We start from the raw sequence: 24,813 nt of genomic DNA, 5'->3' as shown, positions 1-24,813 counted from the left end.
ACATTAGTAATGTCAAAAAAAAGCACTTACTACGCACCAACTGGCGGATTACCTCCGCAAACACAGCTACTGTCCGATCGCGCTATCTTCACTGAAGCTTATGCAATTATTCCCAAACGTGTACTAACCGACATTGTGATTAGCTACCTGCCATTTTGGGAAGGTATGCGCATGTGGGTGATTGCTCGTCCATTATCTGGATTTTCAGAGACCTTCTCACAATACATCGTTGAAGTAGCACCAAATGGTGGCTCTCAGAAGCCTGAACTGGATGCCAAAGCCGAAGCGGTATTGTTTGTCGTTGAAGGTGAAATGGATATTACCATCGAAGGCGAAGCGCATCATTTGGAAGCGGGTGGTTATGCGTTTTTACCGCCTGAATGTAAGTGGACGGTGAAAAACAACAGCGACAAGCACGTGAAATTTCATTGGATCCGCAAAGCTTATCAGTTTGTAGACGGTATTGATGCGCCCGAAGCTTTTGTCACAAGCGATCACGAAGTAGATGGTATTGAGATGCCGGGCACAGACGGCGTATGGGCAACCACTCGGTTTACAGAGCAGTCTGATATGCGTCACGACATGCATGTAAATATCGTTACTTTCCAGCCAGGTGGCGTGATTCCATTTGATGAAACGCATGTGATGGAACATGGGTTGTATGTATTAGAGGGTAAGGCTGTCTATCACTTAAACGGTGAATGGGTAGAAGTAGAGGCAGGTGATTTTATGTGGCTGCGCGCATTTTGCCCGCAGTCTTGTTATGCCGGTGGACCGGGGCCATTTAGATACTTACTCTATAAAGATGTGAATAGACATATGCCATTTATTCGTCCAGAACGATAAGTTGTCTAAAACAATTAACAGTATAGAAGGGTCATCGTTATCATTTATTTGAGTATGTCATTTATTCTCAAGTGGTGATTTAGGTCGCGTACTGGTTTATGATAAATTAGCTCATAATAAGTATAAACAGTGATTATAAATAGTAATCGCCAAAAGCAAGGCAAATCATGAGTACTCTTATGAAGACTACGATCGTTGCAAAACCTTTAACTAAAGCTGATTTTGCGCCCTATGGCACCGTTATCGAACCCTATGATAAGGGCGAGCAAACGCCTGAAAACAGCTACCATATCAATAAAGGCTACGCATGTCGCCATCATGCCATCGCTGAGGCTAAGCTCGATGGTGGTAATGTGGGCATGAGTATCTTCCGTGCCAAAAAACGTGATTTCCCTATCTGCTTATCGGTGATGGAATACCATCCGTTTGGCACACAGGCCTTCTTTTCAATGAATGCTCAGGACTATGTCGTTGTCGTTGCTCCCGCAGGTACGCCGCCTCAATCTGCTGATGATTTGACCGTGTTTTATGCCAAATCTCATCAAGGGGTGCAATATGACGCCAATGTTTGGCATCACCCCCTACTCGCACTGGGCCATGACTCTGACTTTTTAGTGATTGACCGTATCAATGGTGAAGGCAAAAATTGCTATGAGCTTGATATAGACGGTTGGCAGGTGCAAATTGAGCTTGCCCCAGAGTAGGTTTGAGCGGTATTAATAAGAAATAATAGACAGGCCAGTTAATCGCTATTAACTGGTGTTTTACTTTGGACAAGTTCAGCTTTATAGAAAGGTTTAGTGAAAGTAAGACAGCATTTTACGACTATACTTGTATTTTACGTACTACTGTACTAGAATACTGAAACAAGATTAAGGCTGACATTAGCAAGACAGCTATCTACCCTTTTATTAAGATTGAACATTATGAGTACTGACCCTTATCGCAGTTTATTAAAGCATCTAGCGGCTTGTCATGACAGCGCTGATATCGAAGTGCTGTTTAGTGCGCTATTGACCGAAAAAGAACAACGCGAAATTGCCAACCGTATCCGTATCTTTGATTTATTAGAACACAATATCACCCAACGCGAAATCTCTGAGAAGCTAGGCGTCGGTATCGCTACTGTCTCTCGCGGTGCCAAAGTCATGCAAAGTCATGACGTCAGCGCGCTGTTAGCGACACACAGACAAGACTCTTGATATAGTCAATCCACTATGCCTTACACCATATTATTTGGATTTCTCCTATTTTTAACTGACACATATTTGAACTATTTCGGACTTTGTTATGACCTCCACGACTCGTATACAGACCACGCCTGCTCCTATCGATATTCCTAGCAAACCACAGCGTATCAAGCTCACTCAAGATATTGACTTTTTTGCGCTATTTAAACGTATTGAAAGCGCTTTTGATACCTGCTATTTACTCGAATCATTAGGCGAAGACAGCCATATCTCACGTCATCATGCTATTGGTTTTGACCCAGTTATGACCATTGCAGCGTTAGACCGCACTACCCTTGCGATTACTGACAACAAAACGGCTGAAACCAGCCATTACCAAACTGAAAACCCTTATCAGTTGCTCCGCACCATAACACCGCAGCATGTCATTGCCCGCGATCAAAGTGGTGGTTTGGTCGGCTATTTAGGCTATGACAGTGTCAATTTCTTTGAGCCCAGCCTCAATGCTAAGTCTAGCGACGACTTCGAACCATTTAAGTTTGGCGTATATCTAGATGGCTTGACGCTCGATAAGATGACGGGTGAGATTTTCTATTTCTATTACCCAACCGCTCAGCAAGAAAACCGCATCGAGCAAATCAAAGCCTTGTTTGATATCGCTATTCCAGACTATGAGAAGCCTACGGTTGAGTTTTTGGGCGATGGTATGAGCCAAGAGGAACATGCCAAGGTAGTGATGCAAGTCAAAGAAGACATTATCTCCGGACGTATCTTTCAGTGTGAGGTAGGGTTTAAGTCTAAGTATCGTATCGCTGGTGATAAGATGCCAATTTATGAAAAGCTGCGCGCCGTTAATCCATCACCGCACATGTATTTTATGAAGTTTGCTCAGCAGTGCATAATCGGCGCCTCACCTGAGCTGCTATTTCGCTTACGTCAAGGTGAGATGGAAACTTATCCACTCGCAGGAACAGCCAAGCGCGGCGTCGATGTGATCGAAGACCGTAAGCTGGCCCGTGCATTGCTCAACGATGACAAAGAGATTGCCGAACACAACATGCTGGTTGACTTACATCGTAACGATATTGGCCGTGTGGCACGATTTGGTACGGTAAAAGTCCGTAGCTTGATGGATATCAAACGCTTCTCACACGTGCAGCATATTTCCTCTGAAATCGTCGGCATCTTACATCCCAATGAAGATATGTTTAGCGCGCTTGCCAGCAACTTCCCCGCCGGCACATTGTCTGGGGCACCAAAAGTTGAAGCCATTAAAGTCATCAATGAGCTAGAGCCTGATGGTCGCGGTGCCTATGGTGGTGCGCTTGGGTCATTCAACTTCAATGGCGACTGTATCTTTGCTATTCCTATTCGCAGTCTCTTTATCAGTGGCGAATCTGCCTATGCACAAACCTGTGGCGGCAACGTTTACGACTCCAATCCTGCCGATGAATACTTGGAAATTCAGCGCAAGCTGTCTGCGATGAAAGTAGTACTAGACAGCTTTATGTAGCTGTCATTTGTACTAGCCATCATTCGTAAATTGACCATATTTTACCTAGCTATATTTTTACAAAAGAGTTTATGACCCATGAATGTTTTAATTATCGATAACTACGACTCGTTTACTTTCAATCTTTACCAATATATTGGTGAGATTTTACAAACCATGGATGGCAATGAAGAAGCAAACGTCATCGTTAAACGCAATAATGAAATTACACTGGCAGACGTGCAAGCGATGAATCTTGATCGCATCATTATCTCACCAGGCCCTGGTGCACCTGATGACCCTGCCTACTTCGGTATTTGTGCTGAGGTCATCGAAGTGATGGGCAAAACTGTGCCACTACTGGGTGTTTGCTTAGGTATGCAAGGCATCGCTCATGTGTTTGGTGGTGATGTGATACGTGCCAATGTACCAATGCATGGCAAGGTGTCATCAATTAGTCATGATGGTGCAGGTGTCTATCAAGGCCTGCCGCAAGAGATAGAAATCATGCGCTATCACTCATTAATGGTGAAAGCAGATACGTTACCAGATTGCTTGACCGTCACTGCTGTCGTGACTAACGATGTCCATGTTGAGCATAGCTTGGCAGAGTCAGCTTTAGCAGGTGATGAAATTATGGGTCTTCAGCACAAAGACTATCCCATTCAAGGCGTACAATTTCATCCGGAATCTTTTGCTACCGAAGGTGCCAAACGCTTGCTCAGTAACTTTTTGATGCAGGTATAAACCCGTCATATTAGGGCAATTATATTTATATCGAGGGCATTTCTAAGCGACTCTATAATATTTTCATGATAGACTAAAAAAACAAAAGACAGCCTTCAATCGGGTTGTCTTTTCTTATTTCAGTATTGCATTACGTCAGACCATTCACAAAATTTGAGCAGTAAAGAAAACAAGTTCAAGCGCTACTTTTGGTAATGCCTGAATATAGTAGTGCCTGAATAAGTTAACACAGCTGACTGTATTTTTTGAGTTTGATATATCATCAGCACGCAATATCGATATAAGGAGACTTTGTTAGCTATATATTGGTATGGTTAACGAAGTTGCTGCCGTAGCAGTTTTATAGTGATCAGATTGTAGTTACCCAAGAGGCTTGGACAGCCTATAACTTGTAAACATTGCGACACTCAAATAAAAAAGAGAACGATATGGCAGACACTGATAGCGCAATGTCGGCGCGGCAGTCATGGATAGGCACCATTCAAATCATTACGGCAGCGGTCTGTTGGGGCACCTTGGGGATATTCTCAACCTACATCAACCAAATGGGCTTTAGCGGTTGGCAAATTACGATTTTACGTATCGTGACTGCCGCTTTTCTAATCCTAGTCATGCTACCAAAATTATGGCCGCATCTGGTTAAGCTCAAACCAAAGCAATGGCTCGGACTGGCGCTCCAGTCTTTGATAGGCGTGCTTGGTATGTCGGTCTGCTATTTCTTTGCTGTGATCTACGTCGGTGCTGGACCAGCCGTCGCCTTACTTTATACTGCACCAGTTTTCAGCTTATTATTTTCAGCATTTTTGCTCAATGAGTCTATCACTCGCCAATCAGCATTATTGGCACTCATGGCGGTATTTGGTGTCGGCTTGACGATGCTAGGCGAGCAAGCACAAGTCAACTGGGGTATTTTATTGGGCTTGTCAGCAGGCGTGTGCTACTCCTTATATGGCGTACTCGGCAAGCGTGCTATGCATTATGCTCACCCTGCTCCGTTGGTATTTTTCACATCCATCATCATCAGTGCAGGTGTGCTGCTGCTATTGCCAGAGACTTATAATACTTATGAGCAACTATTTAGTCTGCCTCTGCTGACTTGGGGTTATGTCTTAGGGCTGTCTTTGCTAGGAACCGTAGTGCCTTTTGGATTGTACATGAAAGCGTTAGAAAAACTGCCTGCCAGTCGCGCTTCAGTGTTTACGATTTTTGAGCCTCTTACAGCCATTGCTCTGGCCATACTCTTACTACATCAGTCACTATCCCTGATTCAGTATGTGGGTGTGGTGCTGATTTTGCTGGCAGCTTTGTTTAATGCTGTGCTAAATGGTACTGCCACTCGCGTACCACGTTGGCTGAGGTTAAAAAAACGACAAAAAGTTTAATCGCTCTGTTTAATTATTTAACATCACCTGCTATCTACGGTTATAAAAAAAGCCCCAACCATGACATCATGATTGGGGCTTTTTTCGCTTAGAACGTCAGTTGATTGTCATAACGCTATGACTTTTCGATACGCTGTAAAAACGCTTGCGTACGAGGATGCACTGACAATTCAAACATCTGCTCAGGGCTGCCTTCTTCGACCACATGACCGTCTTCAATTAATACCACATGATCTGCAACATCACGAGCAAAATTAATTTCGTGGGTCACAACAACCATCGTCCAACCTTCAGAGGCCAGTTGTTTCATGGTGCCTAATACGTCTTGAACCAGTTCAGGATCAAGCGCAGAGGTCGGCTCATCGAACAACAGTAATGATGGCTCGATAGCGAGCGCACGAGCAATACCGATACGCTGCTGCTGACCACCAGATAGCTGAAACGGATACAGATCCGCTTTATCTGACAGACCAACTTTCTCCAGTAGCGCCAATGCCTGCGTACGAGCTTGCGCTTTGGTCTGACCCTGTACTACTGTAGGCCCAAGCATTAAGTTCTCAATGGCAGTCTTATGTGGAAACAAGTTATAAGACTGAAACACCATGCCTGACTTGCGCTGTAGTGCTAGCAATGTTTTCTTTTTAGGCTTAGTAGCAAAGTCTACTGTCAAGCTACCATCATCAAAAGCAATGACACCTTGATCGGGAATTTCTAGCGCATTGAGACAACGTAAAAACGTCGTTTTACCTGACCCTGATGGCCCTAATATCACCACCACTTTACCTTTATTGATAGTCAAGTCGATGCCTTTGAGCACCTGATTGCCACCAAAGGCTTTATGAATATTAGTGACTTTGATCATAAAAATTCCTGTTGTACTGGTCTCTATTTGCGACTGTTTATTCTTGCGTGCTTGTTCTAAAGCGCTTGTATGACTAATGGCTATCTAGCGAATAGCAGTGTAGCTAAGAATTATTCAACCATCACTTATTTTGCCACGTAACGATCTAGCCTAGTTTCAAGCTTGCCTTGAATAAAGGTCAAGAACAGACAAATACCCCAATAAATAATCGCCGCCTCAGTATAAACCAGCATAAACTCATAGTTACGTGCTGTGATAATCTGAGCTTGTTTAAATAGCTCAGTCACCAATACAAGTGAGGCCAAAGAGGTGTCTTTTACCAAACTAATAAACGTATTGGATAACGGTGGTACTGACACCCGAAGCGCTTGCGGCAAAATGACATGGCGGAAGGTCTGTAGATACGTCAAGCCTACCGTGGAGCCTGCTTCCCACTGCCCTTTTGGAATCGACAAAATAGAAGCACGCACCGTCTCCGATGCATAAGCGCCAATATTGAGCGAAAACGCAATAATCGCTGAAGGAAAGGGATCAAGCTTTATACCAATACTTGGCAAACCATAGAAAATAATAAATAGCTGCACAAGCATCGGTGTACCGCGAATCGCCGACACATACACGCGCGCAAGCCGATAGATTACCTCATGGAACCAACTGGCACGCGGTACGATACGAATCAATGCTACTGTCAACGCAATGGCCATACCAATCGCAAATGAGATCAATGCTAGCGGTATCGAGTAATAGATACCGCCTTTGAGCATCGGCCAAAATGACGAGATGACAATCTGTGCTCGATCAGGACTCATGAATGGCAATACTGCCAATAAGTCCGCGAACCATGATGCTGACATTACAGAAGCTGGCATGATAAAACCTGACATTATTTTTGTTGACTTATATCAGCACCAAAGAACTCTTTGCTAAGCTTGGTGAGCGTACCATCAGCGGTCAATTCTGCCATCGCGTCATTTAGTTTTGCTACGACTGCATCATCACCTTTAATCAATACTAAACCTGAACCACGCATCTCGCTAGCAGGAGCCGTCAGTTTGATCTCGAGATCTGCATCTGGGAATTTTTTGAGATAGTCCAATACGGCCAAGTTGTCATTCATCGTAAAGTCAGCACGGTCTTGCTTAACCAATTGAATTGCTTGCGCCATACCATCAACAGGAACGATTTCTGCCTCATAACGTTCTGCTAGCTCACCATAGTTACTGCTGAGTGATTGAGCGGTACGCAAACCCTTTAAGTTATCCCATGAGCTATAACGAGTTTCGTTAGTCGGTGCCAATACTACTGCACCTGACCAGCTATAAGGACTGGCTTTGTCATACTTAGCAAGGCGTTCAGGCGTGGTCAAACTGACTTGGTTGGCAACCATATCGAAACGCCCTGAATCCAAACCTGCCAACATCGCGTCCCATTGGGTTTCTTTGAATTCGACGTCTACGCCTAGTTTGTCCGCAACGGCACGTGTCACTTCGACATCATAACCCGTCAACTTGCCACTCTCATCATGATACGTGAACGGAGGATAAGTACCCTCTGTACCGACGTTGATGGTGCCGCCATTATTGATACGTTGTAGCAAATCAGAACCACCAGTCGCAGTGCTATCAGTCGCAGTAGTATCGGCATCATTGGTAGTAGACTGACCACAAGCGGCAAGGAACATAGTGCTGGCGGCAAGGGCTAAAAGAGTACGACGTTTCATAAGACGTCCTTATAAGAGTGAATGAATAAAGTGAAAACACATACAACCAATAAATAGGGAAAAGCCGAGATAAGAGACCGATACAATGACCGCCCTGCAATATTCGGCTTTGGCTGCTCGATTTGAGGTTATTTAGCCTATTTTTCAATACTGTTTCTAGTTTATTTTTGAATTTTTAATGCATATTCAAATATTACTGCTGTTCATGAAATAGCAGCTTACAAACATAGTATCTCACTTTAGACATAAAAAACGTACAAAATCCGTGAGCATGCGAAAGGTGACAACTATAAATCACCTGCGAACTGGTAGCGATCGCCAGCATGCCACATTTTGACAAAAGTGACGACTTGACCAGCTGAATAGGTTTGGCGACACAATACAAGCGTTGGTGACTGCGGTGCAACTTGTAAAAAGTTAGCAATCTCATCAGGAGCGGCCAACGCTCGGATGGTATAACTACCCCGCTCTAGTGGGCTTTTGGCGATTAGATAATCGCTGGTATTGACCACACTAAAATCTTGCTCAATGAACTCTGGCACTTTGTTCGCATCAACCCAGCGCTCTTCAAACTGTATCGGCTGACCATCTGCAAAGTGAATGATTTTCACTTCATATAGAATGGATGCTTCGCTACTACCATCTGTGTCAAAACTGCTATCAATCGTATTGATAGCAAAATCACGCCGTAGTTCATCATCAAGCATGTCAGCCGTAATGGCACGCTTACTCACAACCTCTGCTCGGTAGTCACGATTGGCTGATTTGAGATCCTCTGCGATATTGCGCACTTCAACAAAGGTATGGTTGAACTGCTGCTGCGCGACAAACGTCCCTGACCCTTGCCGACGCTCTAATACCCGCTCCTCGCTCAACTCTTTTAGCGCGCGATTGACTGTCATCCGTGACACACCAAACTCTTCAGCCAGTGCCATTTCTGTCGAAATCGCGTTACCTGCTTGCCATTTACCAGAGTGGATATTGTCCAATATGGCATTTTTTATTCGTTGATACGCTGGAATCGTCTTTGTCATATCCGCCTTTAACCGTCAGTGCTGCTAATAATAATGGCCACATAATATCACGAGACCGCTGTGCAAGCCTTAGTCAAAATGTCTAAGCGTTTAGTCTTGATCGAGTTAATAACAAAAATAGTGCGGCTATCCATAAAAAATCCTTGCATGAAAAAAGTATCTTTGATAATTTGTATATACAACTTTACGGTAGTGTCGATAATTTAGCCCATTTAGCAAGCAGCTAAGTGCACTCTTAGACTGATCGTAAACCACCCATTTTAATTGCCCAATCGCCTCAAAAGATTTCACAAGGATTTGACCATGACTACTGATAGCAATAGCAACAAACCTACTCGCCGTGATGAAAGCCGTAATATTGCTGCGCCTACTGGCTCCACGCTACATTGCAAAAGCTGGCTAACCGAAGCGCCTTACCGCATGCTACAAAACAACCTACATCCTGATGTAGCTGAAAACCCAAAAAGCCTAGTCGTATACGGTGGTATCGGACGCGCAGCACGTAATTGGGAAAGCTATGATCAAATCCTAGAGTCTTTAAAAGAATTAGAAGATGATGAGACATTGCTAGTGCAGTCTGGCAAACCAGTAGGCGTGTTTCAAACTCATGAAAACGCACCACGCGTCTTGATTGCCAATTCCAACCTTGTGCCGCGCTGGGCGACGTGGGAGCACTTTAACGAGTTAGATCGCAAAGACCTAATGATGTACGGTCAAATGACCGCCGGTAGCTGGATTTATATCGGTACGCAAGGCATCGTCCAAGGTACTTACGAGACTTTCGTTGAAGCGGGTCGTCAGCATTACGACGGTAGCTGGGCAGGTCGTTGGATTTTGACCGCTGGTCTTGGTGGCATGGGCGGCGCGCAGCCATTAGCTGCTACCTTTGCAGGTGCAACCTCATTGAACATTGAGTGTCAGCAGTCTAGTATCGATTTTCGCTTGCGTACTGGTTATGTCGACAAGCAAGCAGACAATCTTGACCATGCTTATGAGCTAATCAAACAACATACCGATGCGGGCGAAGCTGTCTCTATCGCCCTACTTGGTAATGCCGCAGATATCTTACCTGAGATGGTCAAACGCGCCAATGCGGGCGGTATGAAGCCAGATTTGGTTACCGATCAAACCTCGGCGCATGATTTGATTAATGGTTATCTACCAAGTGGCTGGACGGTAGAGGAATGGAAAGCCGCACAAGAAAATTCAGAGCAACATGCAGCGTTGAATAAAGCAGCTGCTAAATCTTGTGCTATACACGTACAAGCAATTTTGGATCTGCAATCGATGGACATTCCAGCGACTGATTACGGTAATAACATCCGTCAGGTCGCTTTTGATGAAGGCGTTAAAGATGCCTTTAACTTCCCAGGTTTTGTTCCTGCTTATATTCGTCCGTTGTTTTGTCAAGGTAAAGGCCCCTTTCGCTGGGTAGCGTTATCAGGCGATCCAGAAGATATCTATAAGACTGATCAAAAAATCAAAGAGCTATTCCCTGAAAACCAACATATCCATCGCTGGTTAGATATGGCAAAAGAACGTATTCAGTTCCAAGGCCTGCCTGCTCGTATCTGCTGGTTAGGGCTTGGTGAGCGTGATAAAGCAGGCTTGGCATTTAATGAAATGGTCAAAAACGGTGAGCTAAAAGGTCCTATCGTCATCGGTCGCGACCATTTAGACACAGGTTCTGTTGCCAGTCCAAACCGCGAAACCGAGAGCATGAAAGATGGCTCAGATGCAGTATCTGACTGGGCATTATTGAACGGCATGCTCAATGTTGCAGGCGGCGCGACTTGGGTGTCACTTCATCATGGCGGCGGCGTTGGCATGGGCTACTCGCAGCACTCAGGCATGGTCATCGTCGCAGACGGTACGGACGCTGCAGCCAAACGCTTATCGCGAGTACTTGTCAATGATTGCGGCTCAGGGGTTATGCGTCACGCCGATGCAGGTTATGAGCTGGCGATTAAAACAGCGAAAGATTATGGATTGAATCTGCCGATGGTTAAATAATTCGAATCATTTTACTTTATAAAAATAAATAGCCAGATAACTATGCAACTAGGATTACCCCTATGAACAATATCAAACAACTAACCCTACATCCTCGCCAGCTTAGCTTTAAAATGCTACGTGATATCTATGAGCAGCCTGTCATATTGACATTGCCTGAAAGTTCCTACGAGGCAATAGACGCCTCGCACGAAGATGTACGCACTATCATTGCACGAGACAAAAGCGCTTATGGTATCAATACTGGTTTTGGCCTGTTAGCAAAGACACGTATCAGTGATGACCAACTTGAGCTACTTCAGCGTAACCTAATCGTTTCTCACTCAGTGGGCACTGGTGAAGCGTTGCCAGACGGTGTGGTTCGATTAATTATGGTAATGAAAGTTGCCAGTTTGGCACAAGGTGTCTCTGGCGTACGCCGCGAGGTGGTTGATAGTTTACTTGGATTAATCAATAATCAAATCACACCAAATATCCCAGCCAAAGGTTCAGTTGGCGCATCTGGTGACTTAGCACCGTTGTCACACATGACACTTGCAATGATGGGAGAAGGTGATGTCTTTGTTGCTGGTAAAAAAGTGCCAGCTGCTGATGCCCTAGCCCAGCATGGACTTGAGCCTATTACTCTTGCAGCCAAAGAAGGCCTCGCGCTTATCAATGGCACGCAAGTATCAACTGCTCTAGCATTACGGGGTTATTTCTTAGCGCGTGATTTGCTTGAGACTGCCACCATTGTAGGCTCACTATCGATTGATGCTGCTAAAGGATCAGACTCACCGTTTGATGCCCGTATCCATGAAGTGCGTGGCCATCATGGTCAAATCGAAATAGCCAAAGCACACCGTCAATTAATCAAAGGCAGTGCTATTCGTGCCTCACACGATGGCGAGCAAGACGATAGAGTTCAAGATCCTTACTGCCTGCGTTGTCAGCCGCAAGTCATGGGTGCCTGTCTCGATATCATCAACCAAGCCGGTAAAACGCTATTGATCGAATCTAATGCGGTGACCGACAACCCACTTATCTTTAATAACGAAGATGGCCCTGTCGCCATATCAGGTGGCAACTTCCATGCCGAGCCTGTCGCCTTTGCCGCAGATATTTTAGCCTTGGCAATCGCCGAGATTGGCTCTATGTCTGAGCGCCGTGTCGCTTTGCTAATCGATGCGACGCTATCAGGTGGTCTGCCACCATTCTTGGTGGATAACGCTGGGGTGAACTCAGGCTTTATGATTGCTCATGTGACCGCGGCAGCACTGGCTTCAGAAAACAAAGCTATCGCTCACCCTGGTAGCGTCGATAGCATTCCGACTTCTGCTAACCAAGAAGACCATGTGTCTATGGCGACCTATTGCGCACGCCGCCTATACGAGATGGCGCAAAACACCGCGACTATCATTGGTATAGAGCTATTGGCTGCCGGTCAAGGTATCGATTTCCATCGTGGACTAGATACGTCAGAGCCCTTGACAGTCGCGCATCAGAAATTACGTGAGCAAGTGACTTTTTATGATAAGGATCGCTACCTCGCCCCTGATATCGAAGCAGCCAAGCAATTGGTATTAGACGGTACGCTTGCTGAACATTGGCAGTCACTACGCAGCGATTGGTACGAGTCTAAATAAATATCGATGTGCGGAGATCAGCGATGATAATAGCGAGAACAACAGCAACGACTACAAATATTAGCCATACACCTGCTGATATGACCCAATGGACAGGACGCGCAGAGCCGTTTGAGACTGCGCGCGCCTGTTATTGGTATCAGCTTGCTCAGCCTTATGAGGATCAAAATATTGGGCTAATTGGCTTTGCCTGTGATCAAGGCGTCAGACGCAATCAAGGGCGCGTGGGTGCTAGAGCTGCCCCACCATTGATTCGTCGAGCTTTTGCTACGCTGCCAGTCATCGCTGAATTACAACAACGTTTTGATGGACAATTATCAACCTTATTTGGTGATGCTGGCGACATTCATTGTGATGATAATGATTGCTTTGCCGAGAGCTCTCTTGAGCAAGCTCAGCTAAAGTATGCTGATGAAGTGAGCACTATCGTTAAGCAAGGTGGACTTCCCATCGGGCTTGGCGGTGGTCATGCCATTGCTTATGGTAGCTTTTTAGGATTGTGGCAGGCATTAGAAAATACAAGCGAAGCAAATGCCAAGCCTACTATCGGGATTATTAATTTTGATGCTCATCTTGATATTCGTCAGTCTGATGTAGCAACCTCTGGTACACCTTTTCGCCAGATTGCCGAGCACCTTGATGCAAATAATCAGCCTTTTCATTATTGCTGTATCGGCGTCAGTCGATTCTCTAATACGGCGGCGCTCTTTGATCGCGCTGAGCAATTGGGCGTACAAGTCATTAGCGATGAAGACTGCCATTATCAGCCTTGGGATACACTTGCTAAGCAGGTCAAAAGCTTTGTGGATCAGGTCGATATAATATATCTAACCATCGATATGGACTGCCTACCATCTAGTGTCGTCCCAGGAGTGAGTGCACCTGCTGCCTTTGGTATTGAGCTGGTTTTCGTTGAGCGTATGGTAAAAACCATCATGGCATCAGGCAAAGTAAAAATGGTAGACATTGCTGAGATCAACCCTACTTTTGACGTTGATAGTCGTAGCTGCAAAGTTGCTGCTCGACTGCTAGCGACTATTGTAGAGCAGTACTTACTTAACGATTAGGTCTTACACACAGGTTACTCGCCTCCCAATAATTAGGAGCATACTATGAATGAATCAGAGAACTCCGTCTTGAAAAACTCTACAGAACAGACGCTAGACGAGTCTACTATGACATCATTTGACCACATCATTATTAACGCCAATATTGCGACCTTTTCAGCGCAGCATGGTTTTGGTATTGATACAAGTGATGATGAAAATGAGCATGCTGATAGCATCCCATACGGTCAACTACATAACGCGGCTATCGGTATTAAAAGTGGTAAAATTTCTTGGATTGGTACACAGGATCAAATCACTGCTCATTTGCCTAAATATCAAGCTAGCCAACTCACTGATGTGGAGGGTAAATGGATAACCCCGGGACTTATCGACTGTCATACTCATATCGTTTATGGTGGCAACCGTAGCAATGAGTTCGAAGCGCGATTGCAAGGCGCTAGCTATCAAGACATCGCTGCACAAGGCGGCGGTATTGTCGCGACGGTGAGTGCTACCCGCGCCGCCAGTATTGAATCGCTATTTGCACAAAGTGAAAAACGTTTACTCGCACTTATGAAAGAAGGTGTCACCAGTATCGAAATTAAGTCTGGGTATGGCTTAGACTTAGACACTGAGCGCAAAATGCTCACGGTCGCCCGTCAGCTAGGAGAAAAATACGATATTCATGTGAGCACCTCTTACCTAGCAGCGCATGCCCTACCACCTGAATACAAGTCTCACATGCAGGATCTCTCGAATGACTATATCGAGCAAGTTTGCGAGTGGCTACCAATATTGCATTCAGAAGGTTTGGTCGATGCGGTCGACGGCTTCTGTGAAAACATCGCCTTTAGTACTGAGCAAATCAGACGAGTGTTTGAAATGGCGCGCTCATTGGATCTACCAGTCAAATTGCATTCTGAGCAACTGTCTGATATCGGCGGTAGCGCTCTGGTTGCCGAATATAAAGGGCTATCGAGCGACCATCTAGAGCATTTATCAGAAGAAGACATCAAAAAAATGGCGGATAGCAATACCATTGCCGTGATATTGCCAGGGGCGTTTTATACGCTACGTGATACCAATTTGCCACCGATTGAAGCCTTACGCAAACATCAGGTTCCCATGGCGATTTCAACCGATTGTAACCCTGGCACCTCACCGTTAACGTCGCTTTTATTAGCGATGAACATGGGCTGTACGCTGTTTTACCTGACACCCGAAGAAGTACTGGCAGGCTCGACCGTCTATGCAGCACAGGCGTTAGGGCTACCTAATAAAGGAAAAATCGAAGTAGGCTGTGATGCTGATTTAGCACTGTGGGATATTGCTCGCCCTGCTGACTTGGCCTATCAGATGGGCTTAAACCCTATCCAAGGCATCATGGTTCAAGGTAAATGGCGCGAGACCATCTAGGGCGTGTCATCAATTAGCACATTAATATATTTAGTGGCCTTAAAATGGCTAAATTTTGCTAAATATCGTCAGTAATTTCGTCAATATATTCATATTAACGGCAATTTCTTCCTTGTTTATCTACAATTTTTCTCATTTTAAGCCTCACAATCTAATTGATGACACGCCCTAGTTAATAAAACTTTATTCATCGTAATTAAAAAAGCCCCAGTCATTAAATGATTGGGGCTTTGCTACTTATGATAATCAACAAGTCCTTATCCTATGTCATTTCCAAAAATTTGAGGAGAAAAAAAGCAAGTGAAAATACTATAGTCAAAGAAACCTAAAACAGTTACAAGGCAGCCGACCGCAGATTTTACATATCGTACCTCTAGGAAGGGTAACGCCGCAGCGATTTAGTAGTTCGCTGACTATAAATCTAACCTGAAATAAATTTTAATAATATAACTAATTTCATCTTAAGTAACTTTATCAGAAACCTAGGCTAAGCAATTGTTCTCTATCAGATTTCTCATAAAAACTATAAATTAAAGGATTATTAGTCAAAGATTAATGGCAAAAAACCTCCATATTTCCAATTTAAATAGGAGATTCCTATATCAATATTATTAGTAAGGAATTATAATACCTTTCTTAAAGCAAGGATATAGTTAACCAGTTTTTTTACTTAAACAACCCACCACTTATCATAGAGAAAGCGATATGCGTACAGACTCATTTCAACAGATATTGGAAGACTTAAACAGCTCATCAGCAGATGTTGAAGCATCTGCCCTAATCTCTAACGATGGTCTGATGATTGCTTCGGCTCTTCCAACTGGCGTCGATGAAGACCGTGTGGGTGCTATGTCAGCAGCATTATTATCGTTGGGTGATCGTGCAGGTCGTGAGTTGGCGCGTGGTCGTATCGATCGTATTATGATTCAAGGTGAAAAAGGCTACGTTATTATGACGTCATCGGGAGATGAAGCGGTACTCACTATTATGGCAAAACCCAATGCCAAGCTTGGTTTGATATTCTTAGATATCAAACGTGCCTCAGAAGCCCTTGCAAAGCTCATTTGATTGGCGACTGCTTATCGAATTTATTAGCTTTTTAATTACTATAAACATAGTCGATTCAATATAATTTGGACACGAGGAAGTCGAGTGAAAGTTCTACAAATAGTAGACTAAGCAAGGCTGACACCGTATCCAATTTATGCAGGATTGACTACATAACGACCAATGAAGGAGATGACCATGGGTTCTCCAATCCCTGATGCACACAAGCCTGATATGCCTGCCGAACAGCTTACCCTGACTTACCATGATGGCACGTCACGTACTGTCTATGACACGGGTATCGAACGTCCTTATCCAGATGGTAAGTTGATTGTATCGCGTACCGATTTGGATGGCATACTGACACACGTCAACGATGCTTTTGTTCAGATTAGCGGTTACCATGTCGATGAGTTGATTGGCCAGCAGCATTATATTCTGCGCCATCCTGACATGCCAAAGGCGGCTTACAAAAATCTGTGGGACACTGCCACAGCAGGACAAAAATGGCATGGCTATGTCAAAAACTTATGCAAAGATGGTAGTCATTATTGGGTCTATGCAACCGTCGTACCTAACGTTCGTCACGGCGAAACCGTAGGCTACACGTCAGTACGACGCAAGCCATCACGCAGCAAAATAGAAGCGGCAATGGCGCAATATGCCCAAATGAAACAAAACGAGGAAGGCTAAATCATGACGACACACAATATGTTAATCGCCCCAGATTTTTCGCCTGAGCGTTTTGCAGGCTGGCACATGTTCAATACGTTGATTCAAAAACGTGCCAACTTAAATATGCACTTGAACATCCCTGCATCTCATGCCGAACAAGAGCAAGTCATTAATGCGGGTGACATTCAGGTCATTTACGCCAATCCTTTTGATGCAGCCACCCTAATCCGTGAGCAAGGCTACCGTGCCGTCGCCCGCCCTATCGGAAAGTCTGATGAGATGGTCATTGCAGCTGCTGCAAATAGCGACATTAATCACTTAGAAGACATTCAGGCTGGCGCTACAGTCGCTATGGCAGACAACCGAGATGTCAAGCTGATTGGTCTACGATTACTAGAAGCAGTTGATATCGAAGAATCTGATCTAACATGGGACATTACTGAAACCTATCAGGCAGCTGCCCGTAAAGTCATTAAAGGGGATGCCCAAGCTGCTTTCTTCTTGGCAGAGATTTTTCATAGCTTTTCGCGTCTGACCAAGACCCAGCTCTCCGTACTTATCGAAAGTGACTTGGCTGATATCAGCCACGTGCTACTTATTAAAGACGGCTTCCCTGATACCGACATCTTTATAGAAGCCATTCTCAATCTGCACAATGATGATGATGGCAAAGAAGCCTTAGCCGAACTTGGTATGCCTCAAGGGTTTGAAGCGATGACTGAAGAAGATGCCGAGTTCATGATAGATTTGATGCAGACACTGCTAGACTAATAGTTGGACTAATCACTGGGCTACATACGCAAGAGAAAACAGGTAAGAGCACTACAAGTAAGAGCACTATAAACAGTAGACTGAACAGGCCTGACAATCTATCTGATTTATATGGAATTGACTGTAGTGAATTCAAATAATTTCGATACAAGGAAACCGAGTCCAAGTTATACATTAGTATGCTTAGCGAGGATGACGATGTAGCGGATTTATATGAATTTGACTATATAGCGACCATGACTCAAAGGACACTGTTATGTCTGATTCAGATCTTATTAAAGAAAACGAGATGGAAGCGCGGAGAGTATTCCGCTTATACTCGCGCAAAGTGTTTTTGGCACCCAACAACCGTCACTTTCATGAACAACGAATCAATGCGGCGCTACTGTTGACTGAGAGAGAGCCGCTGCAAGGCGCTGTTGCAGACTTCTTTTATGGCTGCTGGTATGACATTCCTTATGATGTAAATAACCTGTTCATTCGTGTCAAAGATCGCCTGTACCCTCATATTCAACAAGGGTTTCGCGACTGTATCGATAAAAAAAGATATATTCAACGCAATAGCATGCTCGCGACCCGTTGGAGTGTATTGATATCGCCGTCTCTCAATGAGCAAAAACAACGACTACGTATCAGTAGCGATGATGCCAAAGAAATCTCCAAAGAAATCACAGCCGAGCTGATGCAAGCACGTACTAATGAGGATTGGGGTACGATTGAGCAAGTCGAAAACGAGTTCTTTGCACACTGTATCGCTCGCAATGATCGCCTTGCTTTTTCCTTAGTGTGGTTTCGCTTGGGCAAAAGTGACTGGCAATTCGATGCGCGTTGGAATAACTGTCAACAGCGCCTTGATCAAACTATAGTCAAATCCATATAAATTCGCTACATCGTCATCCTCGCTAAGCATACTAATGTATAACTTGGACTCGGTTTCCTTGTATCAAAATTATTTGAACTCAACTATATGAAAACCTAATTTATCGCCACTCTATAACCTTCATCATAATGGTAGCTGCTATGTCTTCTTATTTAAATGCTGATAAAACGTATCTGACTTTAACTCCAGCCGGTATTTTTGAGGCATTTTCACAAGGTGAGCCCACTGGGGAGCAGCTATCACTACAAGACTTGTTATCCTATGCGCAGACGTTACTCGCTGCCGACTGGCTTGAACGTTACTCTGATGAATGGCTGCAAAATTTCATAGAACAAGGTTGGATTGAGAAGTTATCTCTCCTGTTACCAGCGCCCAATCTGCCACTAGATCAGTTTTTGCCTTATGTGGTTGCTAGCTTATCGGGCAAACGCCGCGCTGCCATTGGCTCTGATGAAGGGTTTTGCTTGGCACGTATTGGCTACAGCCAAGAAGAAGCGGATATGCTCAGTGTGGCGGCGGCTGACTTCTCAGGGTTTATGCTACGACAAAAGCAACGCGGATGGGCCGTAGAAAGCCAAGCGATCTCATTTTTTCAGCAGGTCGACCTGCTAATTCCTGAGACCAGTTTTGTATTCTTATGGATTGATGGTTCAGGCTATGTTCTTATCATTGACGGCGAGCCTCTGACGAATAGCCGCGCCTTTGTAGAGTTGGTATGGGCACTCAAAACCTCTGGATTGAGGTTTCTTAACTAGGGAGATTTCTTAACTAGAACGCGTCCTCATATTTAGTGCATCCTACACTACCTATTTTTTCCACTCTTATTCTAGAACTGCTATTTCGTAATGCTCACATAGTAATGAAAATATACTGAGAACACACTCACGATCTTTGCTCCGGAGTAATCTTATACAAAACGTGCTCAGCAAGTCGATGATTAGAATCAAGCATTGGATGATAAAAGTTTTGTTGTGTATCACTCATCCCAATGCGCTGCATGATCAGTTGCGAGTGCTTGTTAATAACAGCCGTAAAGGCAACGACCTCCTCAAGTTCTAATACCTCAAATGCAAAATTTAATGAAGCCCGTGCCGCCTCCGTTGCATAACCTTGTCCCCAATAATCTTTGTGTAGTCGCCAAGCAATCTCAACAGTAGGTGCAAATGGCATATCGGCATGCGCTTCATTTAAGCCAACCATACCGATAAAAGTATCTGTCTCTTTTAGACTGACCGCCCAAAACCCCCAACCTTTATTTTCAATGAGCTGCAAGCATTTATTGGCTATCGCATCGCTCACTTTTGGTGATAATGGCTTAGGGAAATACTTCATCACGTCAAGATCAGCATTAATTTCAGCGAATATCGCAAAATCACTTGCTCGCCATTGTCTAAGATACAGTCGTTCGGTTTCTATTGTATTTATGATTTGATTCTCTCGCATTTCGTTGTTCAAAATGAATACTGTTCAAATAAATTAATCAGGCTAGCTATCAAGCCACTTTTGTTGTTTTGCATAGGTTAGCTGCTCCGGTGTGTCAATATCGTAGCTAAGTTGGTCATTATCGACCTCACCTATTTGTTCAGCGGGCAACCCTCTAATTAGGTGGCGAAGCCCTTTGTCGCCTATCAACTCTGACTGCCACTGTTTGAGTAACTTATAATTGATAGCTAGAGGCAGACCAATGATATCAGGTGCCATTTCATCTCGATTTTGGTGTTTCTCTAAACCTTGCCAACTGTGATAGCGACTGGCTACTACCGTCTGCTCGCCTGCTAGTAAAGCCGTTAGATGTGGCTCATCTAATAATACTTGATCCACTCCCATGATGAGCACTCGATCGATTGAAGTCGATTTAAGAGCAGCAATTGTTTCAATACCCAAACTCAAACTATGCGCCATACCTGTGTCAGATTTTGGGTTCATTACTATTCGAATTGATGGATACTGCAGAGTTAACTCTGTAATCGCACTGGAAATTGAACGATTATTATCAGGAATTATAACGACGATAACTTGTGGGTTAGTGTTCAGTGCTAATCGAGTCATATAAGTAATCAACGGCTCGCCATTCTTAACGAGCAGCTGCTTAGGTTGACCAAGACGCTGACTGAGGCCACTTGCCAAGATGATGACCACATGGTTTTGGCGCTGTCGTTCAGTACTTTCTGTAAATGCACTCTTGCTCATACAACACTCTGGATAATACCAGCATCCATTTCACTACTCATCGCTAGGATATTTGAAGAATTATTGTGCGAGCCGCCTTCTAGCGGGGTTTGATTGTGCATGACGGCATTTATCTGTGCCATGATGCCAAGTGCAAGTGCCTCAGGGCCATCTCCACCCAGCTTATAACCAATCGGATAATGCAATTTACGAATGCCCGCTTCTAACATAGTAGGATTGCTAATATTTATGCTGATTTCACTAATCAAGCGTTCGGTACGATAGCGCGGCCCCAATTGTCCTAAGTATTTATAATTGTCTGGATTCTTGAGCAGTATTGCTAGGCGAGCACGATCTTGACTCAAGCTATGTGACATCAGAGCGACTGCTGCGTTGTTGCTAAGCTCAAGCAAAGATTCACTGTCATCTAAAGGTAGCGACATCACAGCATCCGCTTGAGGGAAACGCATACGAGTTGCATATTGCGCGCGACTATCTATAACTGTTACATGCCAGTCCTGTAGCTTGGCCATGGTCACCAGTGGCATCACATCGTTACCCGCCCCGCAAATCAATAAACGCACTTGTGGTTGCAATCGTTGCACAAGCCATTCTGTTGTTACCTTACCGTTTTCCACTATCACATATTCGGCCTTTTTATCAGACAGCTTATATTCTGCTAACTCTTCTACAGTATTGGCAAGTATGCTTGAAAGAGCTGTTTTCCCTTGTTCTGAGATACCTCCTAAACTGCGGTGTTCATCTAAATTAATACGCATCCCAATTCGCAAGTTATCACTGTTTTGCGATATAGAATCTTGATGCTGATAGTCGTTAGCACGAATTAAAGTAGCCACTGTGATCAGCTGCTGAGTACGGCGAACATTACGGATGGTCTCTAGTAGTGGCTCAGCCGTTGCTAATCGCTCAAATAATACATGCACTCGCCCATTACAGCCCAATCCGAAATTTAGCTCATCAAAGTCCGCATCATCTAAAACGTCATCTAAATCGCTATCTGACTTATTATATATATCAGACTTAGTTTCTTTAGCACCTGCTTGCGCTTTGCCATCCTCAGCATATTCAATGTCATCACCGGTCTGATAAACTTGCACATTGGCACCGTCACGCGTGATCCAAAAGGCGCGTTTGATAATATGCGGCTCCAAGCAGCCCCCACTAATCATCCCAACTGAGCGACCATCCTCACAGATAAGCATCATCGCGCCAACACGGCGATACGCTGAGCCCTCAGTACGTACGACCGTTGCCAAAACAGCATCAATGCCTTGTTGCTGAGCCTCACGTGCCAGCTTAAGAATGTCAGCGACCTGATTCATAACACCTCTTATTTGATGTTTATTTTTTTGATAATGATGAAATGATACTACTGATTGAGTTATAAAAACCCGCTCATTAAGCGGGTTCCTGTCGTACATGTGGCTTAAAAAATTACTCTGGCATCTCGTAAAGCAGCTTATCGAGCGTAATCGGAAAATCATAAACACGTACACCAACGGCATTGTAGATAGCGTTAGCAATCGCTGCAGCGGCACCTGCAATAGCAGTCTCACCGATACCTTTGATATGCATCGGGTTGGTATAAGGATCATTCTCTTCAACCAATATCACATCCAACTGCGGGACATCAGCATTAACTGGCACATGGTACTCAGCAAGGTCATGGTTACACAGACGACCGTCACGTTTATCGTGGATGACCTCTTCCATCAACGCTGAACCAATACCAAATACCATACCGCCATAGCATTGCGAAGTTGCTGTCTTGTGGTTAAGAATACGACCTGCGGCAAATGCGCCAGTCATACGTTTCACTCTAATCTCGCCCGTGACTTTATGCACAGCTACTTCAGCGAAGTTCGCACCAAAAGAGGACTGACGATATTTCTTGCCATTTTTACCTGGCTTTATCTGACCTTTGGCACTGACTTTTTGCTCATCATAGCCTGCGACCACGTCAGCAAGCGTATATGATTCTTTACTCTCAAAATCATATTTTTCTGACGCTGACTGTTTTTCTAATACATTCTCTGAAAATGAAACTCCTGTCGTCTCTGATATCTTATCAATAGTGGTATCCGCGAACGCTTGACAGTTCTCTTTGGCTGTCTCTACTGCAGTCAGATCATGCTTACCTATTTGCTTGATTTGACCATTGTCCAACTGAATCGTATCAGGGTATAGACCGACTTTTTCTGCCAGCATCTCACGCAACTGTTCACAAGCAAGATAGACACTGCTACCCGCACTCGCTGCGCCCCAGCTACCACCAGAGCCTGATGCGGGCGGCAATGCACTGTCACCCAGCTTCATTTCTATATGGTCAATAGGTAATCCTAGTAAATCCGCAGCCACCTGAGAGAACACGGTATAAGACCCTGTACCGATATCTGTCATGTCTGTCTCAATAACAGCTTTAACACCAAGCGCTTTTGACTTGTCTACTTGCAAGGTGGCGCGTGCCTCAGAAGATTGCAGTTGGTTACCACGTGCCGCAGCAGCCATGCCTGTTCCTATCCACCAGTCACCTTCTAACTGACTGGCTGGCTTGGCATTGCGCTGACTCCAACCGAACTGTTCAGCGCCCTGCTCCATACACGCAATCAGCTGGCGCGTTGAAAACGGAATGTCTTTACTAGGATCTTTTTCGGGTTCGTTGCGACGACGCAGTTCAATAGGATCAAGTTCTAATTGTGAAGCCAATTCATCCATCGCACACTCAACGGCAATCATACCGACCGCTTCACCAGGCGCCCGCATCGACCCTGATAGCACTTGGTTCATGTCAACCAATTCATAATTTACACGGCGATTTTTACCACGGTATAGATAGTGCGTAGACAAAGCGGTCGGCTCAAAAAATGCCTCGTCTGGCAAATTACTAGAAACGGTATCGTGAATCAGCGTATCAATAACACCGTCTTTATCACAGCCGATGGTAATACGCTGACGAGTATTTGAGCGCCTGACTGTTGCTTCCATGACTTGTGGACGGGTCATTGTAATCAATACCGGACGTCCAAGCTCTTTTGAAGCGATAGCAGCAGCAATAGATTCAGGGGCAATACCAAGCTTGCTACCAAACCCGCCACCAACATAATGCGCGATCAACTGAACTTGGTCTTTATTTAAGTCTAGCGCGTCCATCACTTGCTGCTTACAAGACGCGAGCATTTGATTGGCAGTATAAAGAACGAGCTTGTCGTCTTCCCAATGGGCCAATGTCGCATGCGGCTCCATCGCAGAGCTGTTTTGACTTGGCGTATGATAAAAGCGATCAAGCGTTACCTCAGCATCAGCTAAGCCTTGCTCAGGATCGCCTTGAACATAGTTTTTGTCAGAGCCTTTTTTTTCATCGACAGCATGGGCGTTAGACAGCTCTTTAGTAAAATCCAATGCCGCTTGCTCAGTCTCATCTTTGTAAGTGACTTTAAGCGCCTTCGCCCCTTCTGTTGCTGCTTCGAATGTTTCAGCAATTACCACAGCGATAGGCTGACCGTGATAAAAAATCTCAGTCGCGCCCTGCTTTGGCGCTTTTTTTAATCCACCTTGCTGAGAGTTACGCAAAAAGTGCTTAGGGTCTGTCACGACCTTGATAATATTAGGAATGCCGTCTAAAGAGCTACTATCGATATTCTCGACTTGGCCTTTGGCAATGGTCGCACCGACTAAGACACCGTACGCTTTATTGTCTAAATGGATTTCGGCACTATAGTGCGCTTGACCACTAACCTTTAACGAGCCATCAACACGGTTAATTGGCTTACCAACCAGTTTACTCGCTGTTGTGCTAAACAAAGACTCAACAGGCTCATCCATGGTCATTTTTTTGGTCGGTTCTGTCTGAGTGATTGATTCAAATAATGACATG

The 24,813-nt window shown here is 44.6% G+C and carries 23 protein-coding genes; 15 read left to right on the top strand and 8 right to left on the bottom strand.

The window, feature by feature from the left end; genetic code table 11:
• Positions 1-9: 9 nt before the first annotated feature.
• The 6 genes from I6E61_RS10605 to I6E61_RS10580 all read left to right on the top strand — a co-directional run bounded on the left by I6E61_RS10605 (position 10) and on the right by I6E61_RS10580 (position 5,657).
• On the top strand, positions 10-846 hold the full coding sequence (locus I6E61_RS10605) for a bifunctional allantoicase/(S)-ureidoglycine aminohydrolase (protein ID WP_197134408.1): 837 nt from the start codon (positions 10-12) through the stop codon (positions 844-846).
• 167 nt (positions 847-1,013) lie between these two features.
• A complete protein-coding gene (locus I6E61_RS10600; RefSeq protein WP_227685801.1) occupies positions 1,014-1,550 on the top strand; it encodes an ureidoglycolate lyase in 537 nt (178 codons plus the stop codon).
• A gap of 222 nt (positions 1,551-1,772) precedes the next feature.
• Entirely contained in the window at positions 1,773-2,048 is a 276-nt protein-coding gene (locus I6E61_RS10595; RefSeq protein ID WP_197134402.1) for a Trp family transcriptional regulator, read from the top strand.
• Between the two features lie 88 nt (positions 2,049-2,136).
• Entirely contained in the window at positions 2,137-3,549 is a 1,413-nt protein-coding gene (locus I6E61_RS10590; RefSeq protein WP_197134399.1) for an anthranilate synthase component I family protein, read from the top strand.
• Between the two features lie 78 nt (positions 3,550-3,627).
• Positions 3,628-4,275: an aminodeoxychorismate/anthranilate synthase component II gene (locus I6E61_RS10585; protein WP_197134396.1), complete on the top strand. Its 648-nt coding sequence runs from the start codon at positions 3,628-3,630 to the stop codon at positions 4,273-4,275.
• A gap of 428 nt (positions 4,276-4,703) precedes the next feature.
• Entirely contained in the window at positions 4,704-5,657 is a 954-nt protein-coding gene (locus I6E61_RS10580) for a DMT family transporter (protein WP_197134394.1), read from the top strand.
• A 115-nt stretch (positions 5,658-5,772) separates the two neighbouring features.
• Here I6E61_RS10580 and I6E61_RS10575 read toward each other — a convergent pair whose 3' ends face one another.
• The 4 genes from I6E61_RS10575 to I6E61_RS10560 all read right to left on the bottom strand — a co-directional run bounded on the left by I6E61_RS10575 (position 5,773) and on the right by I6E61_RS10560 (position 9,273).
• Positions 5,773-6,519, bottom strand: a complete 747-nt coding sequence (locus I6E61_RS10575; RefSeq protein ID WP_110923194.1) for an amino acid ABC transporter ATP-binding protein — start codon at positions 6,517-6,519, stop codon at positions 5,773-5,775.
• A 125-nt stretch (positions 6,520-6,644) separates the two neighbouring features.
• The gene (locus I6E61_RS10570; protein ID WP_181416279.1) at positions 6,645-7,328 is read right to left on the bottom strand and encodes an amino acid ABC transporter permease; all 684 of its coding nucleotides are present in this window, start codon (positions 7,326-7,328) and stop codon (positions 6,645-6,647) included.
• Between the two features lie 74 nt (positions 7,329-7,402).
• Entirely contained in the window at positions 7,403-8,239 is an 837-nt protein-coding gene (locus I6E61_RS10565; protein WP_197134391.1) for an amino acid ABC transporter substrate-binding protein, read from the bottom strand.
• A gap of 287 nt (positions 8,240-8,526) precedes the next feature.
• Positions 8,527-9,273 (bottom strand): UTRA domain-containing protein, encoded by a 747-nt coding sequence (locus I6E61_RS10560; protein WP_197134388.1) that lies wholly within the window; start codon positions 9,271-9,273, stop codon positions 8,527-8,529.
• Positions 9,274-9,576: 303 nt separating this feature from the next.
• On the opposite strand from I6E61_RS10560, the gene hutU reads away from it, so the two are divergent.
• The 9 genes from hutU (at position 9,577) to I6E61_RS10515 (ending at position 19,504) form a co-directional block, all read left to right on the top strand.
• The gene (hutU, locus tag I6E61_RS10555) at positions 9,577-11,286 is read left to right on the top strand and encodes a urocanate hydratase (protein ID WP_197134385.1); all 1,710 of its coding nucleotides are present in this window, start codon (positions 9,577-9,579) and stop codon (positions 11,284-11,286) included.
• Between the two features lie 62 nt (positions 11,287-11,348).
• On the top strand, positions 11,349-12,911 hold the full coding sequence (gene hutH / locus I6E61_RS10550; protein WP_197134382.1) for a histidine ammonia-lyase: 1,563 nt from the start codon (positions 11,349-11,351) through the stop codon (positions 12,909-12,911).
• Positions 12,912-12,934: 23 nt separating this feature from the next.
• On the top strand, positions 12,935-13,978 hold the full coding sequence (gene hutG, locus I6E61_RS10545; protein ID WP_197134379.1) for a formimidoylglutamase: 1,044 nt from the start codon (positions 12,935-12,937) through the stop codon (positions 13,976-13,978).
• 45 nt (positions 13,979-14,023) lie between these two features.
• Positions 14,024-15,376: an imidazolonepropionase gene (gene hutI, locus I6E61_RS10540; protein ID WP_197134376.1), complete on the top strand. Its 1,353-nt coding sequence runs from the start codon at positions 14,024-14,026 to the stop codon at positions 15,374-15,376.
• A gap of 705 nt (positions 15,377-16,081) precedes the next feature.
• The gene (locus tag I6E61_RS10535) at positions 16,082-16,444 is read left to right on the top strand and encodes a roadblock/LC7 domain-containing protein (RefSeq protein ID WP_197134373.1); all 363 of its coding nucleotides are present in this window, start codon (positions 16,082-16,084) and stop codon (positions 16,442-16,444) included.
• A gap of 177 nt (positions 16,445-16,621) precedes the next feature.
• Complete coding sequence (locus tag I6E61_RS10530) at positions 16,622-17,116, top strand: PAS domain-containing protein (protein WP_197134359.1); 495 nt, start codon at positions 16,622-16,624, stop codon at positions 17,114-17,116.
• A 3-nt stretch (positions 17,117-17,119) separates the two neighbouring features.
• Positions 17,120-17,869: a PhnD/SsuA/transferrin family substrate-binding protein gene (locus I6E61_RS10525; RefSeq protein ID WP_197134357.1), complete on the top strand. Its 750-nt coding sequence runs from the start codon at positions 17,120-17,122 to the stop codon at positions 17,867-17,869.
• A gap of 256 nt (positions 17,870-18,125) precedes the next feature.
• The gene (locus tag I6E61_RS10520; protein ID WP_197134355.1) at positions 18,126-18,749 is read left to right on the top strand and encodes a hypothetical protein; all 624 of its coding nucleotides are present in this window, start codon (positions 18,126-18,128) and stop codon (positions 18,747-18,749) included.
• A gap of 140 nt (positions 18,750-18,889) precedes the next feature.
• Positions 18,890-19,504, top strand: coding sequence for a hypothetical protein (locus I6E61_RS10515; RefSeq protein WP_197134353.1), 615 nt, complete (start codon positions 18,890-18,892; stop codon positions 19,502-19,504).
• 127 nt (positions 19,505-19,631) lie between these two features.
• Here the strand turns inward: I6E61_RS10515 and I6E61_RS10510 are convergent, their stop codons facing one another.
• The 4 genes from I6E61_RS10510 to I6E61_RS10495 form a co-directional block, all read right to left on the bottom strand.
• Entirely contained in the window at positions 19,632-20,192 is a 561-nt protein-coding gene (locus tag I6E61_RS10510; protein WP_197134351.1) for a GNAT family N-acetyltransferase, read from the bottom strand.
• 42 nt (positions 20,193-20,234) lie between these two features.
• Positions 20,235-20,939, bottom strand: a complete 705-nt coding sequence (locus tag I6E61_RS10505; RefSeq protein ID WP_197134349.1) for a nucleotidyltransferase family protein — start codon at positions 20,937-20,939, stop codon at positions 20,235-20,237.
• Positions 20,936-22,261 carry an XdhC family protein gene (locus I6E61_RS10500; protein WP_197134347.1) on the bottom strand — a complete coding sequence of 442 codons (1,326 nt, stop codon included), beginning with the start codon at positions 22,259-22,261 and terminating at the stop codon, positions 20,936-20,938. The genes I6E61_RS10505 and I6E61_RS10500 overlap by 4 nt, the downstream gene beginning before the upstream one ends.
• Before the next feature lie 112 nt (positions 22,262-22,373).
• Entirely contained in the window at positions 22,374-24,812 is a 2,439-nt protein-coding gene (locus tag I6E61_RS10495) for a xanthine dehydrogenase family protein molybdopterin-binding subunit (protein ID WP_197134344.1), read from the bottom strand.
• Position 24,813 lies beyond the last annotated feature (1 nt).

The organism is Psychrobacter sp. NZS113 (assembly GCF_015864825.1).
GTDB lineage: Bacteria > Pseudomonadota > Gammaproteobacteria > Pseudomonadales > Moraxellaceae > Psychrobacter.
Note: the sequence above shows the minus strand (reverse complement) of the source record. Positions and strands in the feature narration are given on the sequence as shown.

Excerpts from the sequence above, each read along its gene's own strand:
- I6E61_RS10605 (WP_197134408.1), top strand. The coding sequence starts at position 10 with ATGTCAAAAAAAAGCACTTACTACGCACCAACTGGCGGATTACCTCCG.
- I6E61_RS10600 (WP_227685801.1), top strand. The coding sequence starts at position 1,014 with ATGAGTACTCTTATGAAGACTACGATCGTTGCAAAACCTTTAACTAAA.
- I6E61_RS10595 (WP_197134402.1), top strand. The coding sequence starts at position 1,773 with ATGAGTACTGACCCTTATCGCAGTTTATTAAAGCATCTAGCGGCTTGT.
- I6E61_RS10590 (WP_197134399.1), top strand. The coding sequence starts at position 2,137 with ATGACCTCCACGACTCGTATACAGACCACGCCTGCTCCTATCGATATT.
- I6E61_RS10585 (WP_197134396.1), top strand. The coding sequence starts at position 3,628 with ATGAATGTTTTAATTATCGATAACTACGACTCGTTTACTTTCAATCTT.
- I6E61_RS10580 (WP_197134394.1), top strand. The coding sequence starts at position 4,704 with ATGGCAGACACTGATAGCGCAATGTCGGCGCGGCAGTCATGGATAGGC.
- I6E61_RS10575 (WP_110923194.1), bottom strand. The coding sequence starts at position 6,519 with ATGATCAAAGTCACTAATATTCATAAAGCCTTTGGTGGCAATCAGGTG.
- I6E61_RS10570 (WP_181416279.1), bottom strand. The coding sequence starts at position 7,328 with ATGAGTCCTGATCGAGCACAGATTGTCATCTCGTCATTTTGGCCGATG.
- I6E61_RS10565 (WP_197134391.1), bottom strand. The coding sequence starts at position 8,239 with ATGAAACGTCGTACTCTTTTAGCCCTTGCCGCCAGCACTATGTTCCTT.
- I6E61_RS10560 (WP_197134388.1), bottom strand. The coding sequence starts at position 9,273 with ATGACAAAGACGATTCCAGCGTATCAACGAATAAAAAATGCCATATTG.
- hutU (WP_197134385.1), top strand. The coding sequence starts at position 9,577 with ATGACTACTGATAGCAATAGCAACAAACCTACTCGCCGTGATGAAAGC.
- hutH (WP_197134382.1), top strand. The coding sequence starts at position 11,349 with ATGAACAATATCAAACAACTAACCCTACATCCTCGCCAGCTTAGCTTT.
- hutG (WP_197134379.1), top strand. The coding sequence starts at position 12,935 with ATGATAATAGCGAGAACAACAGCAACGACTACAAATATTAGCCATACA.
- hutI (WP_197134376.1), top strand. The coding sequence starts at position 14,024 with ATGAATGAATCAGAGAACTCCGTCTTGAAAAACTCTACAGAACAGACG.
- I6E61_RS10535 (WP_197134373.1), top strand. The coding sequence starts at position 16,082 with ATGCGTACAGACTCATTTCAACAGATATTGGAAGACTTAAACAGCTCA.
- I6E61_RS10530 (WP_197134359.1), top strand. The coding sequence starts at position 16,622 with ATGGGTTCTCCAATCCCTGATGCACACAAGCCTGATATGCCTGCCGAA.
- I6E61_RS10525 (WP_197134357.1), top strand. The coding sequence starts at position 17,120 with ATGACGACACACAATATGTTAATCGCCCCAGATTTTTCGCCTGAGCGT.
- I6E61_RS10520 (WP_197134355.1), top strand. The coding sequence starts at position 18,126 with ATGTCTGATTCAGATCTTATTAAAGAAAACGAGATGGAAGCGCGGAGA.
- I6E61_RS10515 (WP_197134353.1), top strand. The coding sequence starts at position 18,890 with ATGTCTTCTTATTTAAATGCTGATAAAACGTATCTGACTTTAACTCCA.
- I6E61_RS10510 (WP_197134351.1), bottom strand. The coding sequence starts at position 20,192 with ATGCGAGAGAATCAAATCATAAATACAATAGAAACCGAACGACTGTAT.
- I6E61_RS10505 (WP_197134349.1), bottom strand. The coding sequence starts at position 20,939 with ATGAGCAAGAGTGCATTTACAGAAAGTACTGAACGACAGCGCCAAAAC.
- I6E61_RS10500 (WP_197134347.1), bottom strand. The coding sequence starts at position 22,261 with ATGAATCAGGTCGCTGACATTCTTAAGCTGGCACGTGAGGCTCAGCAA.
- I6E61_RS10495 (WP_197134344.1), bottom strand. The coding sequence starts at position 24,812 with ATGTCATTATTTGAATCAATCACTCAGACAGAACCGACCAAAAAAATG.